Source organism: Streptococcus parasanguinis, assembly GCF_000963275.1.
GTDB classification, from domain to species: domain Bacteria; phylum Bacillota; class Bacilli; order Lactobacillales; family Streptococcaceae; genus Streptococcus; species Streptococcus parasanguinis_B.
In genome coordinates, this window is sequence record NZ_JYOW01000001.1 from 1873047 (window position 1) to 1890085 (window position 17039).

Below are 17039 nucleotides of genomic sequence, written 5' to 3' on the forward strand. Positions count from 1 at the left end.
ATCAATGAAATGAAAAGAGCTGAGAAAAAAGCTTCAAATAAATTAGTTGGGATCATGATTGCTCTTGCTGCAGTTGTCGTAATTGTTGCTGGTTTTATTTTCTTCAATCCATTTGGGGGAGGGAAATCTTCTAGCACAGCTAAAAAGACAACTAGTACAAGCTCAACCAAACAAGCAGCTAAATATGAACCAAGTCAAGAAGAAAAAGATTATTTAAAAAATCGTTTTGCCCAATTAACTGCGGTTAATCCAGAAACAATTGGTTATGTTTATGCTCCAGGTACTGAGTTGGACGAACCAGTAGTTCAAACGACTGATAATGAAACCTATTTGAATAAGACTTTTGATGGTGGGAACGAACCTCTTATGGGAACTGTTTTCATGGATACCGATAACAAAAAGGACTTTAGCGATCGTTTGACTTGGCTCTTTGGTCATGCACGTGGCAGTAAAGTTGCAGATCATCGCATGTTTAATGATGTTAATTTCTATGATAAACAAGATTATTTTGATCAACATCCCTATGTTGTGATTGAAACTCCTGATCGTAAATATTACTACGAAGCGATGTGCTTGGTTATCGTCCCAGAGGATACTGCTTTTTATCGTACAAGCTTTACAGATGATAAAGACTTTACAACGCAGTTGAAAAAAGTTTACGAAGATGGGCAAACGAAGAATCCAAATATCAAGATCAAGGCATCTGATAAATATTTGGTATTGTCAACTTGTCGCGAAGAGGATGAAACCATTCGTGCGAACCTTTATCTTCGTCAAATCCCTGATTCAGAAATGAAGGATTTTGTGGCGAAACATGCAGATCAATTGAAATATGTGGCAACACGTGGTCAACAATAATAACAAAAAGGCTTAGGCCTTTTTTGTTATGTCTAGTATTTGTAGGAAATGTCTTGTAATCTGTTCATCTATCTTCTTTTTATCCTATATCTAGTAGGTTGAGCCTTTGCGATGGACTTCCATTTATAGTATAATGAATATAAGTGTATTTGGAGGTGTTTTATGGATTTAACGAAACGCTTTAATAAGAATCTAAATCGGATTGAAGTTTCTTTGATTCGTCAGTTTGACCAATCAATTTCTTCCATTCCTGGTGTCTTGCGTTTGACGTTGGGGGAACCGGATTTTACAACTCCTGAACATGTAAAAGAAGCAGGAAAGGCTGCTATTGATGCAAATTTTAGCCATTATACTGGGATGAGTGGCTTGCTAGCTCTGCGTGAGGCTGCGAGTCAATTTGTGGCTGATAAATATGGTATTCACTACCGTCCTGAGGATGAGATATTGGTGACGATCGGTGCGACTGAAGCCCTATCTGCAACCTTGACAGCGATCTTGGAACCTGGAGATGTAGTACTTCTTCCGGCGCCAGCTTATCCTGGTTATGAACCGATTGTGAATTTGGTTGGGGCGGAAATTGTCGAAATTGATACGACAGCAGATCGTTTTGTCTTGACGCCTGAAAAGTTGGAAAAGGCGATTCTAGAGCAGGGTGAAAAATTGAAGGCTGTTATTCTCAATTATCCAGCTAATCCAACGGGTGTCACTTATTCGCGCGAACAGATGGCAGAATTGGCTGCTGTCCTAAAAAAATATGAAGTTTTTGTGATTTGTGATGAAGTTTATTCAGAGCTAACTTATACTGGAGAAGCGCATGTCTCTATGGCATCCTTCATTCCTGAGCAGACCATTGTCATTAATGGTTTGTCTAAGTCTCATGCCATGACAGGCTGGCGACTTGGCTTTATCTTTGCTCCGGCTGTATTGACGGCTCAACTCATCAAGAGTCATCAGTATTTGGTAACGGCTGCTGGAACGATGAACCAGTATGCTGCGATTGAGGCCTTGACTGCTGGTCGGGATGATGCAGAGCCGATGAAGCAGGAATATGTGAAGCGTCGGGATTATATTATTGAAGAGATGTCCGCGCTTGGGTTTGAGATGATTAAGCCAGATGGAGCCTTTTATATTTTTGCTAAAATCCCAGCTGGCTATAATCAGGATTCCTTTGCTTTCTTACAGGATTTTGCGCGTGAAAAAGCGGTTGCTTTCATTCCTGGTGCTGCTTTTGGCCAATATGGTGAAGGCTATGTGCGTTTGTCGTATGCAGCCAGCATGGAGGTTATCAAGGAAGCTATGAAACGCTTGAAGGAGTATATGGAAGAACATGCTGGAGTCAATTGAGACCCGGGGAATTGTCCTGTATAATCGGGAGTTTCGTGAGGATGACAAGCTGGTCAAAATCTTCACAGAGAAGTCAGGGAAGCGGATGTTTTTTGTGAAACATGCGGGAAAATCACGGTTGAATCCCATGTTGCAACCTTTGGTAACGGCAGATATGTTGTTGAAAATCAATGATGATGGGTTGAGTTATATTGATGATTTTCAAGATGTGCAGGTTTATAAGAAAATCAATGCAGATCTTTTTGCCCTTTCTTATGCGACCTATGTTCTGGCACTTGCGGATGCAAGTATTCAGGATAATCAGGTGGATCCAGCCCTGTTTGCTTTTTTGGAAAAGACCTTGTCTTTGATGGAAGAGGGACTGGATTATGAGGTTTTAACCAATATTTTTGAGATTCAGATTCTATCACGATTTGGAGTTATCTTGAATCTGCATGAATGCTGTTTCTGTCATCGGGTTGGACTTCCTTTTGATTATTCCTTCCGGTATAGTGGGGTGCTTTGTCCGGATCACTATGATCAGGATGAGAGACGCGCTCACTGGCATCCGAATGTTCTCTATTTATTGGATCAGTTTCAAGCAGTACGATTCAGTGAGTTAGAGACGATTTCCCTACAAGCGGAGATGAAAGCAGCTCTGCGTCAGGCAATTGATCAGTTGTATGAGGAGTATGTAGGGATCCATTTAAAAGCTAAAAAGTTTATCGATTCCTTGAGTGATTGGGGAGCGATTATGAAAGATTCATCTGGAGGTGAAACATGAAAAAAATTGCAGTAGATGCAATGGGGGGTGATAATGCACCTCAAGCCTTGGTAGAAGGTGTGAATCAAGCCATTCGTGATTTTGATGATATTGAGATTGTCTTGTATGGCGATGAGGCAAAAATCAAAGACTATTTAACCGCAACAGAACGTGTATCGATTGTGCATACGGAAGAAAAAATCGATTCAGATGATGAGCCAACACGGGCCATTCGTCGGAAAAAACAGGCTTCGATGGTCTTAGCTGCCAAGGATGTGAAGGATGGTGAGGTCGATGCCATGCTATCTGCGGGAAATACAGGTGCGCTATTGGCGGCTGGTTTCTTTATCGTTGGCCGCATCAAAGGGGTGGAACGACCTGGCTTGATGTCGACACTTCCAACGGTTGATGGTCGTGGGTATGACATGTTAGATTTGGGTGCTAATGCGGAAAATACACCGGAACACTTGCATCAGTATGCTGTGATGGGGTCTTACTACGCGGAAAATGTTCGTGGGATTCAAAAACCACGCGTGGGTCTATTGAATAATGGGACAGAAGCTAGTAAGGGAGATCCTTTGCGCAAGGAAACTTACCAATTGTTATCTGAGGATGAGTCGATTCATTTTGTTGGAAACGTGGAAGCGCGTGACTTGATGGATGGCGTTGCTGATGTCGTTGTGGCGGATGGTTTCACGGGAAACGCTGTCTTGAAAACGATGGAAGGAACGGCTTTTGGAATCTTGAAGCAATTGAAACAAGCGATTGCCACTGGAAACTGGAAGGCGAAATTGGGAGCTTTTCTGCTCAAGGACCGTTTGAAATCATTGAAGCAAACCTTGGATTTCTCAGATGTTGGAGGAGCGGTCTTGTTTGGCCTTCAAGCACCTGTTGTTAAAACGCATGGTTCGAGTGATGCCAAAGCTGTCTATAGCACGATTCGTCAGATTCGGACCATGTTAGAGACAGATGTTGTTGGAAAATCAGTGAAGGAATTATCGAAGGAAGGGTAATGTATGAGTAAACAAAACGAAATTTTAGCTACTATTGAGGAATTTCTCAAAGATCGCAAGGGACCAGACTTTCAAGTATCTTTGGAATCTGACTTACGTAAGGATTTACAGGCGGATTCTGTTGAATTGATGGAATTTATTATCAATCTTGAGGATGAATACCAAATTGAGATTCCGGACAAGGCTATTGATGAATTTAACACAGTAGGGGATGTTGTCGACTATATCGAAAAACGAACTGCTGGTCACTAATGAAAAAGGGATCGTTCAGAGATTATTCTGGATGATCTTTTTTTCTGTCCTTTTTATTCGGATTCTGCTTATATTGTACGGAATTTTATTGAAAATACACTTTGTATGTGATAGAATGAAGGTGATAAAATACGAAAGGCGAACAAAGTCATGACCAATCAACTGATTTATACTGGAAAAGCTAAGGATATCTATACTACTGAGGACGAACATGTGATTAAGTCGGTCTATAAGGACCAGGCAACCATGCTAAATGGGGCTCGTAAGGAGACTATTAAGGGAAAAGGTGTGCTAAATAATCAGATTTCGTCTCTTATTTTTGAAAAATTGAATGCTGCGGGAGTAGCTACTCACTTTATCGAACGTATTTCTGATACTGAACAACTCAACAAGAAAGTGAAAATTATTCCTTTGGAGGTTGTTCTTCGTAACGTGACGGCGGGTTCTTTCTCAAAACGGTTTGGAGTTGAAGAAGGTTTGGACTTAAAAACTCCAATCGTTGAATTTTACTATAAAAACGATGAGTTGGATGACCCATTCATCAATGATGAACATGTGAAGTTTTTGGATATTGCTAACGACGAACAAATTACCTATATCAAGGAAGAAACGCGTCGTATCAATGAATTGCTGAAAGATTGGTTTGCACAAATTGGTCTTCGTTTGATTGACTTCAAATTGGAATTCGGTTTTGATAAGGATGGCAAAATAATCTTGGCAGATGAATTTTCACCAGATAACTGCCGCCTTTGGGATGCGGAAGGGCACCATATGGACAAGGATGTTTTCCGTAGGGACTTGGGTAGCCTAACGGATGTATATCAGGTTGTGTTGGAGAAATTACAGGGCTTGAAGTAATCTTTTTGAAACGGAAAACCTTCGTCTTTCAAGTAAAAGGACTCAGGCTGAAAAGGTCTACTAGACCTTTTCACTCCGTCGTGATCTTGGTAGCTTGACAGATGTTTATGAAGTTGTATTGGAAAAATTACAAGGTTTGAAGTGATCTTTTTGAAATAGAAAACCTTCGTCTTCGATAACATGTTTGAATAGAAATAAAGGAAATAAAATGGATAAACGTATTTTCGTTGAGAAAAAAGCTGATTTTCGTGTGAAATCGGACTCTTTAGTAAAAGAATTACAGCATAATCTTCAGTTGAAAACCTTGAAGGATCTTCGGATTGTTCAGGTTTACGATGTCTTTAATTTGGCAGAGGACTTGTTTGCGCGTGCGGAAAAACATATCTTCTCTGAGCAAGTGACCGATACTGTTTTGGATGAAGCTGAAGTTCAAGCTGATCTTGAGAAATATGCTTTCTTTGCGATCGAAAGTTTGCCGGGTCAATTTGACCAACGTGCCGCATCTTCACAAGAAGCTTTGCTTTTGCTTGGTAGTTCAAATGATGTAACAGTGAACACAGCACAACTTTACTTGGTTAACAAGGATATTGATGCGAATGAGTTGGAAGCTGTCAAAAACTACCTTTTGAACCCAGTGGATTCTCGTTTCAAAGATATCACTGTTGGTATAGCTAAACAGGATTTCTCTGAGTCTGACAAGACCATTCCAAGCTTAGATTTCTTTGAAACTTATACGGCAGAAGATTTTGCTAAGTATAAGGCTGAGCAAGGATTGGCCATGGAAGTGGATGACCTTCTCTTCATCCAAGATTACTTCAAATCTATTGGACGTGTACCAACTGAGACTGAGTTGAAAGTTTTGGATACTTATTGGTCTGACCACTGCCGTCACACAACTTTCGAAACTGAGTTGAAAAACATCGACTTCTCAGCTTCTAAATTTGAAAAACAATTGCAAGCGACTTATGACAAGTATATTGCCATGCGTGATGAGTTGGGACGTACAGAAAAACCTCAAACCTTGATGGATATGGCAACTATTTTTGGCCGTTATGAGCGTGCTAATGGTCGTTTGGATGACATGGAAGTGTCTGATGAAATCAATGCCTGCTCTGTTGAAATTGAAGTGGATGTCAATGGTGTCAAAGAACCATGGCTTCTCATGTTCAAGAACGAAACGCACAACCACCCAACGGAGATCGAACCATTTGGTGGAGCAGCTACTTGTATCGGTGGTGCCATTCGTGACCCATTGTCAGGTCGTTCATACGTTTACCAAGCTATGCGTATCTCAGGTGCTGGTGATATTACAGCTCCAATTTCAGCGACTCGCGCTGGTAAATTGCCACAACAAGTGATTTCTAAAACAGCGGCTCATGGTTATTCTTCATACGGTAACCAAATTGGTTTGGCGACAACTTATGTTCGTGAATACTTCCACCCAGGTTTCGTTGCTAAGCGTATGGAGCTAGGTGCAGTTGTCGGTGCGGCTCCTAAGGAAAATGTTGTCCGTGAAAAACCTGAAGCTGGTGATGTGATTATCTTGCTCGGTGGTAAGACTGGACGTGACGGTGTCGGTGGTGCGACAGGCTCTTCTAAAGTTCAAACCGTTGAATCTGTTGAAACAGCTGGTGCTGAGGTTCAAAAAGGGAATGCCATCGAAGAACGGAAGATTCAACGTCTTTTCCGTAATGGGGATGTGACACGTCTGATCAAGAAATCAAATGACTTTGGTGCTGGTGGTGTCTGTGTGGCTATCGGTGAATTGGCAGATGGTCTTGAAATTGATCTAGACAAAGTGCCATTGAAATACCAAGGTTTGAATGGTACAGAAATTGCCATCTCTGAATCTCAAGAACGGATGGCTGTCGTGGTCCGTCCAGAAGATGTAGATGCCTTCGTTGCTGAATGTAATAAAGAAAATATTGATGCTGTTGTCGTTGCGACAGTGACTGAAAAACCAAATCTTGTCATGCACTGGAATGGTGAAACAATCGTTGATTTGGAACGTCGTTTCCTTGATACAAACGGTGTACGTGTTGTCGTAGATGCTAAGGTGGTTGACAAGGATGTCAAGCTTCCAGAAGAACGTCAAACATCTGCTGAAACCCTTGAAGCGGATACTCTTGAAGTCTTGGCTGACCTGAACCATGCCAGTCAAAAAGGTTTACAAACCATCTTTGATAGCTCGGTTGGTCGTTCAACAGTCAATCACCCACTTGGTGGTCGCTACCAAATCACACCAACGGAAGCTTCTGTACAGAAATTGCCAGTTCAACATGGCGTGACAACAACTGCCTCTGTCATGGCGCAAGGCTTCAACCCTCATGTGGCAGAATGGTCTCCATATCATGGTGCTGCCTATGCAGTCATCGAAGCAACAGCTCGTTTGGTTGCTGCTGGTGCCAACTGGTCTAAGGCTCGTTTCTCTTATCAGGAATACTTCGAGCGTATGGATAAACAAGCAGAGCGTTTTGGTCAACCAGTAGCTGCTCTTCTTGGATCCATCGAAGCTCAGATTCAACTTGGTTTACCATCTATCGGTGGTAAAGACTCGATGTCTGGTACCTTTGAAGAATTAACCGTACCACCAACCTTGGTTGCTTTTGGGGTAACAACTGCAGATAGCCGTAAGGTTCTTTCTCCAGAATTCAAAGCTGCTGGTGAAAATATTTACTACATTCCTGGTCAAGCTTTGGCACAAGAAATTGACTTCGAACTTATCAAATCTAACTTTGCTCAATTTGAAGCCATCCAAGCTGACCACAAAGTGACAGCCGCATCAGCTGTTAAATATGGTGGTGTGGTTGAAGCTCTTGCGCTTGCAACATTTGGTAACCATATCGGAGCAAATGTCGAATTAGCGGACCTTGACACTAGCTTGACAGCCCAATTGGGTGGATTCGTCTTCACATCGCCTGAAGAAATTGCAGGTGTTGCTAAGATCGGACAAACAGTAGCTGACTTTACACTTACTGTCAATGGTGTAACGCTTGATGGACACAAACTTGACAGTGCTTTCCAAGGTAAATTGGAAGAAGTTTACCCAACGGAATTTGCACAGGCAACGGAGTTGGAAGAAGTACCAGCTGTGGTATCAGATGCTGTGATCAAAGCTAAAGAAACAGTTGATACACCAGTGGTTTACATCCCAGTATTCCCAGGTACTAACTCTGAGTACGATTCAGCTAAGGCCTTTGAAAAAGAAGGTGCAAAAGTCAACTTGGTACCATTTGTCACACTGAATGAAGAAGCTATTGTCAAGTCTGTTGACACTATGGTTGACAATATCGAAAAAGCTAACATTATCTTCTTTGCAGGTGGCTTCTCAGCAGCGGATGAACCAGATGGATCAGCTAAATTTATCGTTAACATCTTGCTTAATGAAAAAGTACGTGTAGCCATTGATAGCTTCATCGAACGTGGTGGTTTGATTATTGGTATCTGTAACGGATTCCAAGCCCTTGTCAAATCAGGTCTTCTTCCATATGGTAACTTTGAAGATGCAAGTGGCACCAGTCCAACCCTCTTCTACAATGATGCCAACCAACACATGGCTAAGATGGTTGAAACACGTATTGCCAACACCAACTCACCATGGCTTGCCGGAGTAGAAGTTGGTGACATTCATGCTATCCCAGTATCACATGGTGAAGGTAAATTTGTCGTGACAGCTGAGGAGTTTGCAGAGCTTCGCGACAATGGTCAAATCTTTACCCAATATGTTGACTTCGAAGGTAAACCAAGCATGGATTCTAAATACAATCCAAATGGATCTGTGAATGCTATCGAAGGTATCACAAGTAAGAACGGTCAAATTATTGGGAAGATGGGTCACTCAGAACGTTTCGAAGACGGTCTCTTCCAAAATATTCCAGGAAATAAAGACCAACATCTCTTTGCATCAGCGGTTAAATACTTTACTGGAAAATAAAAGGTATACAAAATGACATACGAAGTTAAATCTCTTAATGAAGAATGTGGTATTTTTGGGATCTGGGGACACCCAGATGCTGCAAAACTGACTTATTTCGGATTACACAGTCTTCAACACCGTGGTCAAGAAGGGGCGGGGATCCTTTCGAATGATGCGGGTCAATTAAAACGGTATCGTGATACGGGTCTTCTCTCAGAAGTATTTCGAAATCCTACTAACTTGGATAAGTTGACAGGAACGGGAGCGATTGGCCATGTTCGCTATGCGACAGCTGGGGAAGCTTCGGTGGATAACATCCAGCCCTTCCTCTTTCGCTTTCATGATACGCAGTTTGGACTTGCCCACAACGGGAATTTGACCAATGCCAAGTCCCTCAAACGGGAGTTGGAAAATAACGGGGCGATCTTTAGCTCAACTTCTGATTCAGAAATCTTGGCCCACCTGATTCGTCGGAGCCACAACCCATCCTTCATGGGTAAGGTGAAAGAAGCCTTGAATACGGTGAAAGGTGGATTTGCTTACCTTCTCATGCTGGAAGATAAGCTGATTGCGGCCTTGGATCCAAATGGTTTCCGTCCTCTTTCGATTGGGAAAATGGCCAATGGCGCTATCGTGGTTTCATCTGAAACCTGTGCCTTTGAAGTGGTTGGTGCTGAGTGGATCCGCGATGTGAATCCAGGTGAAGTCGTGATTATCGATGATAATGGTATTACTTACGATAACTATACAACGGACACCCAATTGGCTGTTTGCTCGATGGAGTATATCTACTTTGCTCGCCCAGACTCCAATATCCAAGGGGTCAATGTCCATACAGCCCGTAAACGTATGGGAGCTCAATTGGCACGTGAATTCAAACATGAAGCAGATATTGTGGTCGGTGTACCTAATTCATCACTTAGCGCAGCCATGGGATTTGCGGAAGAATCTGGCCTACCAAATGAAATGGGCTTGATTAAAAACCAATATACCCAACGGACCTTTATTCAACCAACACAAGAACTACGGGAGCAAGGGGTTCGGATGAAGCTCTCTGCCGTATCCGGTGTCGTGAAAGGCAAACGGGTTGTCATGATTGATGATTCTATCGTACGTGGGACAACATCACGTCGGATTGTGAAGTTATTGAAAGAAGCAGGGGCTACAGAAGTCCATGTGGCAATCGCAAGCCCAGCTCTGGCTTATCCATGTTTCTACGGGATCGATATTCAAACACGTAAGGAATTGATTGCTGCCAATCATACAGTAGAGGAAACACGCGATATCATTGGTGCAGATAGCTTGACGTATTTGTCAATCGATGGCTTGATTGATTCTATTGGAATCGATACAGATGCCCCAAATGGCGGTCTTTGTGTGGCTTACTTTGATGGAAAATATCCAACGCCTTTGTATGACTACGAAGAACGCTATGTGGAAAGTTTGAAAGAACATACTTCTTTCTATTAAGAGCAGTGCAAAAGAAAAGGAATGAAACAAATGACAAATAAAAATGCTTATGCTCCACGTCTCACTACTGACTAAAAGCTAAAGCATTTGTCAGTAGACGCTTTGCCCTATTGGACCAAAGCTAGAGACCTGACTAGTATTTTTAGATAAAATAATTGTTTATCTAAAAATACGTCGCACTCTTTCTCAAAAAAAGAAAAGGATTAAAAAATGACAAATAAGAATGCATACGCTCAATCTGGTGTAGACGTTGAAGCGGGTTATGAAGTTGTTGAACGGATCAAAAAACATGTGGCTCGTACGGAACGTGCGGGTGTCATGGGAGCTCTTGGTGGTTTTGGTGGCATGTTTGACCTTTCAAAAACAGGTGTTAAAGAACCTGTTTTGATCTCAGGAACAGATGGTGTTGGAACCAAGCTCATGCTTGCCATCAAGTACGACAAACACGATACGATCGGTCAAGACTGTGTGGCCATGTGTGTTAACGATATCATCGCTGCAGGTGCGGAGCCCCTTTACTTCCTTGACTATATCGCAACTGGTAAAAATGAACCTGCTAAATTAGAGCAAGTCGTTGCTGGTGTTGCAGAAGGTTGTGTGCAGGCTGGTGCAGCCCTTATCGGTGGAGAAACGGCTGAAATGCCTGGTATGTATGGTGAAGATGACTATGATTTGGCTGGGTTTGCTGTCGGTGTTGCAGAAAAATCTCAAATCATTGACGGTTCAAAAGTAGCTGAAGGCGATGTGATTCTTGGCCTTGCTTCAAGCGGTATCCACTCAAATGGTTACTCACTTGTTCGTCGTGTCTTTGCGGATTACACAGGTGAAGAAGTTCTCCCAGAATTGGAAGGGAAGAAACTTAAAGACGTTCTTTTGGAGCCAACTCGTATCTACGTCAAAGCAGCATTACCACTCATCAAAGAAGAATTGGTCAACGGAATTGCCCACATCACAGGTGGTGGTTTCATCGAAAATGTACCACGTATGTTCTCAGATGACTTGGCTGCTGAAATTGACGAAAGCAAAGTCCCAGTTCTTCCAATTTTCAAAGCTCTTGAAAAATATGGCCAAATTAAACATGAAGAAATGTTTGAAATCTTCAACATGGGGATTGGTCTCATGCTTGCAGTGAAACCAGAAAATGTGGAACGTGTCAAAGAACTTCTTGACGAACCTGTTTATGAAATCGGTCGGATTGTGAAGAAAGATGGCGCAAGTGTGGTGATTAAATAATGGTGCTATCACCATTTTATACGGAGAAATTGTAGAAAGGAATGTTTAGTTAGCAAGCCTAACTGAACACGGGACTCATTTTCTAGGAAAAAAGAGAAATCATTCTGTGGGTAAGCACCCAGCAATGATTTCCTATTTTTCTACGAAACTGTTCGGCTAGCCGAAACGTCCCTTTGTATCGAATATGAAAATCGCTGTTTTTGCCTCTGGCAATGGCTCAAACTTTCAGGTGATTGCAGAACACTTTCCAGTAGAATTTGTTTTTTCAGATCATCGTGATGCCTATGTCTTAGAACGGGCCAAAAATCTTGGTGTGGTGAGTCATGCCTATGAACTCAAGGAATTTGACAATAAAGCAGCTTATGAAGAAGCTATCGTCAAACTCTTGGATGAACACCAGATTGACTTGGTTTGTTTGGCGGGTTATATGAAAATCGTTGGCCCAACCTTGCTAGCAGCTTATGAAGGCCGTATCATCAATATTCACCCGGCTTATCTCCCTGAATTTCCAGGTGCTCATGGCATTGAGGATGCTTGGAATGCAGGTGTTGCTGAGAGCGGTGTGACTATTCACTGGGTGGATTCTGGTGTGGATACTGGTAAGGTTATCAAACAAGTCCGCGTGCCGCGCCTTGAAGGGGATACCCTTGATACTTTCGAAACTCGCATCCATGAAACAGAGTACAAACTCTATCCAGAAGTCTTGGAACGTTTGGGAGTGGAGAGAAGGTAAGAAGGAAATCAAGTTTTGATTGTGTAATCTTGGTAGGAGAAAAATGATTAATCTGAAGTTAGTAGATGAGAGCAGTTTTCAGGCAGTGCTGGATTTGAAAATATCTGAAGCTGATGAACGAGCACGTTTTGTAGCTCCCAATGTGCGTTCTTTAGCTGACGCATGGCTCTACCGAGAGAATGGGGATGTGTTTCCAATGGCAATCTATTGGAATGAGCTAGTAGTTGGTTTTCTACTGTTGGAAATAGATAAGGATGAGGCAGAATACTTTATCTGGCGGATAATGATTGGCCAGCAGTACCAAGGAAAAGGTTATGGACGAAAAGCCTTGGAAGCTCTGATCAAAGAGGCTCAGATGGATAGAGCTTGCAATCATATTATCGCAGATTATGTAGTTGGAAATGAAAAAATGAAGTACCTGCTGACTAGTTTGGGTTTTCAGGAAACAAGATTTATAGAAGAAAATAACGAAGTCGCTATGCGGTTGGATCTAAAGAAAGAGGAATAGAATGACTAAACGCGCACTAATTAGTGTTTCAGACAAAGCGGGTATTGTTGAATTTGCCCAAGAACTCAAAAAACTCGGTTGGGACATCATCTCAACAGGTGGGACTAAAATTGCCCTTGACAATGCTGGGGTAGATACCATTGCCATCGACGATGTGACTGGTTTCCCAGAAATGATGGACGGTCGTGTGAAGACTCTTCATCCAAATATCCACGGTGGTCTGCTCGCTCGTCGTGACCTCGATAGTCACCTAGAGGCTGCTAAGGACAATAATATCGAGTTGATCGACCTTGTTGTGGTCAACCTTTACCCATTCAAGGAAACGATTCTCAAACCAGACGTAACTTACGCTGACGCGGTTGAAAACATCGATATCGGTGGACCATCCATGCTTCGTTCAGCAGCGAAAAACCACGCTAGCGTAACGGTTGTGGTAGACCCTGCTGACTATGCTGTGGTGCTTGACGAATTGGCAGCAAACGGCGAAACAAGTTACGAAACTCGCCAACGTTTGGCAGCGAAAGTCTTCCGTCATACAGCAGCCTATGATGCTTTGATCGCAGAATATTTCACTGCTCAAGTGGGTGAAGAAAAACCTGAAAAACTCACTTTGACTTATGATCTTAAGCAACCAATGCGTTACGGGGAAAATCCTCAACAAGATGCAGACTTCTACCAAAAAGCTTTGCCAACGGATTACTCCATCGCTTCCGCTAAACAGCTGAACGGGAAAGAATTATCCTTCAACAATATCCGTGACGCTGATGCCGCTATCCGGATCATCCGTGATTTCAAAGACCGTCCAACTGTTGTGGCCCTCAAACACATGAACCCATGTGGGATCGGTCAAGCTGACGACATCGAAACTGCTTGGGACTATGCTTATGAGTCTGATCCAGTATCGATCTTCGGTGGAATCGTGGTTCTCAACCGTGAGGTAGATGCTGCGACAGCTAAGAAGATGCATGGCGTTTTCCTCGAAATCATCATCGCGCCAAGCTATACAGATGAAGCGCTTGAAATCTTGACAACCAAGAAGAAAAACTTGCGTATCCTTGAGTTGCCATTTGACGCTCAAGATGCTAGCGAAGTGGAAGCAGAATACACTGGTGTTGTTGGTGGTCTCCTCGTTCAAAACCAAGACGTGGTGAAAGAAAGCCCAGCTGACTGGCAAGTGGTGACGAAACGCCAACCAACTGAGACAGAAGCGACAGCTCTTGAGTTTGCTTGGAAAGCTATCAAGTATGTGAAATCAAATGGTATCATCGTGACCAACGACCACATGACACTTGGTGTTGGCCCAGGTCAAACCAATCGTGTGGCTTCAGTCCGTATCGCTATTGACCAAGCTAAAGACCGTCTTGACGGCGCTGTTCTTGCTTCAGATGCCTTCTTCCCATTTGCGGATAATGTGGAAGAAATCGCTAAAGCAGGGATTAAAGCGATCATCCAACCAGGTGGATCCGTTCGTGACCAAGAGTCAATCGAAGCGGCTGATAAATACGGTTTGACAATGATCTTTACAGGCGTGAGACATTTTAGACATTAATCAAAAAAGGCACTCATTCAACGATGAGTGTCTTTTATGCTGATTAAGAAGACCTTAATCTGGGTAGATGTAGGTGACGGTTCCCCAGATGGGGTTGGTTGGATCGAACCAACCACGGAAGTTGTCGATATAGCGATGGCCGTTGTAGTTAGCCTCTTGGATCTGAATTTTTTGGTCATGTTCGACGTCTGTAACCAAGGCGACATGGCCATATCCCCCATTGTCCCAACAGGCGATGGCGCCGACCTCGGGGGTATCTCCTGTCCGGAATCCAGCAGCGCGTGCACTAGCTGCCCACATGCCGCCATTTCCCCACCAGTTGTGGGCCCAAGGGGCTAATTCTTTGGCTCCCCAGGTACATTCACCGATCGGATAGGTATTTCCCGGGTGTGTCGCGAGTGGAGTGAGCTTTGGCTTTGCCTTTTCCACTTGAAAGCTAGTGGGGAATAGCCCTTTTAGTTGTCCCTGGCTTTTCTGGTAGACGTGGAGATGAAATAGACCACTTCCCTTGTGTTTTTGAGCCTGAAAGCGCAGTTGGAAATGTCCAGGTGCAATCTTCTTTGCGGGATACCAGACCAGATCATCCTGCCCATTTTCTTCAGACCAGATGGGGAAGACAATTTCGTCAACGTCTTCGAATAACTTTAGGTCTACCTCAAATTCTTGTGAGGAGATGGGTGTGATCGTGATTTTTGGCTGGGAAGAAGCCAGGTCTTTTTGCTGGACGCTGGTCGTGAGAGGGTAAAGACCGGTTAGCTGTTCATTTGCCTCCACCCCATAGACATGCACATGATAAAGTCCGGCTTGATCAGAGTGGTTGGTTAAAGGTACTTGTAGGTCAAATCCTTTGTCACTGCGTTCCACAGGATACCAAATCAGGTCATCTTGGCCATTTTGGTCAGACCAAACGGGAACTTGGATCTTTTGATACTTATCCGGGACGTTTCCAAGATGAATCACCAGCTGCCCTTTTTCGGCATAGATAGCGTTGGTCGCTTGATCTGCATGGGCAATAGAGGCTTGCATCCCCCATGTCGCACAAGTCAGTACTACAAATTTTTTGATCGTTTGCATAATACTCCTTTTTGTCAATTAGTAGGTCTCACCTATACTATTCGGAAAAAAATGAGAAATAGGAGAAAATAGCAAAAAATGTTTGGATTCTACTGAAAATAGAAGACTTTTGCTGAAATCATTAGAATAAAACGAACGATTATGATATAATTTAATAAAATAATTCGCAAAAGAGGTTCGAGATGAAACTTTTGGTTGTTGGATCTGGCGGTCGTGAGCATGCGATTGCTAAGAAATTGTTGGAGTCTAGAGACGTTGAGCAGGTTTTTGTGGCTCCTGGTAATGACGGGATGACATTGGACGGTCTTGATTTAATCAATATCGGAATTTCCGAACATTCTAAGCTGATTGACTTCGCAAAAGCGAACGATATTGCTTGGACCTTTATCGGTCCAGATGATGCCCTTGCAGCTGGTATCGTGGATGATTTCAATGCGGCTGGACTCAAAGCCTTTGGTCCGACCAAGGCTGCGGCTGAGCTTGAGTGGTCTAAGGATTTTGCAAAGGAAATCATGGTCAAATACGACGTTCCGACAGCAGCCTATGGGACTTTTTCAGATTTCGAAGAAGCCAAGGCCTACATCGAGGAAAAAGGTGCTCCAATCGTCGTCAAGGCAGACGGCTTAGCTCTTGGGAAAGGTGTCGTCGTTGCGGAGACGGTTGAGCAAGCCGTCGAAGCCGCTCACGAGATGCTTTTGGACAATAAATTTGGGGACTCTGGTGCGCGTGTGATCATCGAGGAATTCCTTGACGGGGAAGAGTTCTCTCTCTTTGCCTTTGTCAATGGGGACAAGTTCTACATCATGCCAACAGCTCAGGACCACAAACGTGCCTACGATGGTGACAAGGGTCCTAACACTGGTGGAATGGGTGCCTATGCGCCAGTTCCTCACTTGCCACAGAGCGTGGTTGACACAGCGGTTGACACCATTGTCAAGCCAGTTCTTGAAGGCATGATCAAAGAAGGGCGTCCGTACCTAGGTGTCCTTTACGTGGGGCTAATCTTGACAGCTGATGGACCGAAAGTCATCGAGTTCAACGCTCGTTTTGGAGATCCTGAAACGCAAATCATCTTGCCTCGTTTGACATCTGACTTTGCGCAAAATATCACTGACATTTTGGATGGCAAAGAGCCAGCCATCACTTGGACGGACAAGGGTGTGACATTGGGCGTGGTTGTAGCCTCAAACGGCTACCCACTCGCTTATGAGAAGGGTGTCAAACTTCCAGCCAAGACAGATGGGGACATCATCACTTACTATGCTGGTGCCAAATTCGCTGAAAATGGCCAAGACCTCCTCTCAAACGGCGGACGTGTTTACATGCTTGTCACAACAGCAGACACCGTCAAAGACGGCCAAAACATTATCTACAACCAACTCAACAAACAAAACACAGAAGGTCTGTTCTATCGTACGGATATCGGTAGCAAGGCGATAAAAGATTAACAGATACTAACTTTGTCATAGCGAGCTAAACTAAGATAATG

14 protein-coding genes are annotated in these 17039 nt (G+C 43.4%); 13 read left to right on the forward strand and 1 reads right to left on the reverse strand.

Annotation, left to right across the window (positions count from 1 at the left end; all coding sequences use genetic code 11):
• Positions 1 to 9 precede the first annotated feature (9 nt).
• The 12 genes from srtB to purH all read left to right on the forward strand — a co-directional run bounded on the left by srtB (position 10) and on the right by purH (position 14476).
• Positions 10 to 858: a class B sortase, LPKTxAVK-specific gene (gene srtB / locus TZ97_RS08885; protein ID WP_013904382.1), complete on the forward strand. Its 849-nt coding sequence runs from the start codon at positions 10 to 12 to the stop codon at positions 856 to 858.
• Between the two features lie 162 nt (positions 859 to 1020).
• Positions 1021 to 2202, forward strand: coding sequence for a pyridoxal phosphate-dependent aminotransferase (locus TZ97_RS08890; protein WP_045760081.1), 1182 nt, complete (start codon positions 1021 to 1023; stop codon positions 2200 to 2202).
• Positions 2186 to 2965, forward strand: a complete 780-nt coding sequence (gene recO, locus TZ97_RS08895; RefSeq protein WP_045760082.1) for a DNA repair protein RecO — start codon at positions 2186 to 2188, stop codon at positions 2963 to 2965. The genes TZ97_RS08890 and recO overlap by 17 nt, the downstream gene beginning before the upstream one ends.
• A complete protein-coding gene (gene plsX, locus TZ97_RS08900; RefSeq protein ID WP_021154191.1) occupies positions 2962 to 3957 on the forward strand; it encodes a phosphate acyltransferase PlsX in 996 nt (331 codons plus the stop codon). The genes recO and plsX overlap by 4 nt, the downstream gene beginning before the upstream one ends.
• 3 nt (positions 3958 to 3960) lie before the next feature.
• Positions 3961 to 4209 carry an acyl carrier protein gene (locus TZ97_RS08905; RefSeq protein WP_024054589.1) on the forward strand — a complete coding sequence of 83 codons (249 nt, stop codon included), beginning with the start codon at positions 3961 to 3963 and terminating at the stop codon, positions 4207 to 4209.
• A gap of 150 nt (positions 4210 to 4359) precedes the next feature.
• Positions 4360 to 5067 carry a phosphoribosylaminoimidazolesuccinocarboxamide synthase gene (gene purC, locus TZ97_RS08910; RefSeq protein WP_045760083.1) on the forward strand — a complete coding sequence of 236 codons (708 nt, stop codon included), beginning with the start codon at positions 4360 to 4362 and terminating at the stop codon, positions 5065 to 5067.
• Positions 5068 to 5275: 208 nt separating this feature from the next.
• Positions 5276 to 9001 carry a phosphoribosylformylglycinamidine synthase gene (locus TZ97_RS08915; RefSeq protein WP_045760084.1) on the forward strand — a complete coding sequence of 1242 codons (3726 nt, stop codon included), beginning with the start codon at positions 5276 to 5278 and terminating at the stop codon, positions 8999 to 9001.
• 12 nt (positions 9002 to 9013) lie between these two features.
• Positions 9014 to 10453 (forward strand): amidophosphoribosyltransferase, encoded by a 1440-nt coding sequence (gene purF, locus TZ97_RS08920; RefSeq protein ID WP_045760085.1) that lies wholly within the window; start codon positions 9014 to 9016, stop codon positions 10451 to 10453.
• Positions 10454 to 10663: 210 nt separating this feature from the next.
• Positions 10664 to 11686: a phosphoribosylformylglycinamidine cyclo-ligase gene (gene purM, locus TZ97_RS08925; protein ID WP_031574112.1), complete on the forward strand. Its 1023-nt coding sequence runs from the start codon at positions 10664 to 10666 to the stop codon at positions 11684 to 11686.
• Between the two features lie 184 nt (positions 11687 to 11870).
• A complete protein-coding gene (gene purN, locus TZ97_RS08930; RefSeq protein WP_045760086.1) occupies positions 11871 to 12419 on the forward strand; it encodes a phosphoribosylglycinamide formyltransferase in 549 nt (182 codons plus the stop codon).
• 43 nt (positions 12420 to 12462) lie between these two features.
• Positions 12463 to 12927 carry a GNAT family N-acetyltransferase gene (locus tag TZ97_RS08935; RefSeq protein WP_045760087.1) on the forward strand — a complete coding sequence of 155 codons (465 nt, stop codon included), beginning with the start codon at positions 12463 to 12465 and terminating at the stop codon, positions 12925 to 12927.
• A 1-nt stretch (position 12928) separates the two neighbouring features.
• Entirely contained in the window at positions 12929 to 14476 is a 1548-nt protein-coding gene (gene purH / locus TZ97_RS08940) for a bifunctional phosphoribosylaminoimidazolecarboxamide formyltransferase/IMP cyclohydrolase (RefSeq protein WP_045760088.1), read from the forward strand.
• A gap of 54 nt (positions 14477 to 14530) precedes the next feature.
• Here purH and TZ97_RS08945 read toward each other — a convergent pair whose 3' ends face one another.
• Entirely contained in the window at positions 14531 to 15550 is a 1020-nt protein-coding gene (locus tag TZ97_RS08945; RefSeq protein ID WP_045760089.1) for a GBS Bsp-like repeat-containing protein, read from the reverse strand.
• A gap of 182 nt (positions 15551 to 15732) precedes the next feature.
• Here TZ97_RS08945 and purD point away from each other — a divergent pair, with 182 nt between their 5' ends.
• Positions 15733 to 16998: a phosphoribosylamine--glycine ligase gene (gene purD, locus TZ97_RS08950; protein WP_045760090.1), complete on the forward strand. Its 1266-nt coding sequence runs from the start codon at positions 15733 to 15735 to the stop codon at positions 16996 to 16998.
• The last annotated feature ends 41 nt before the right edge of the window (positions 16999 to 17039 follow it).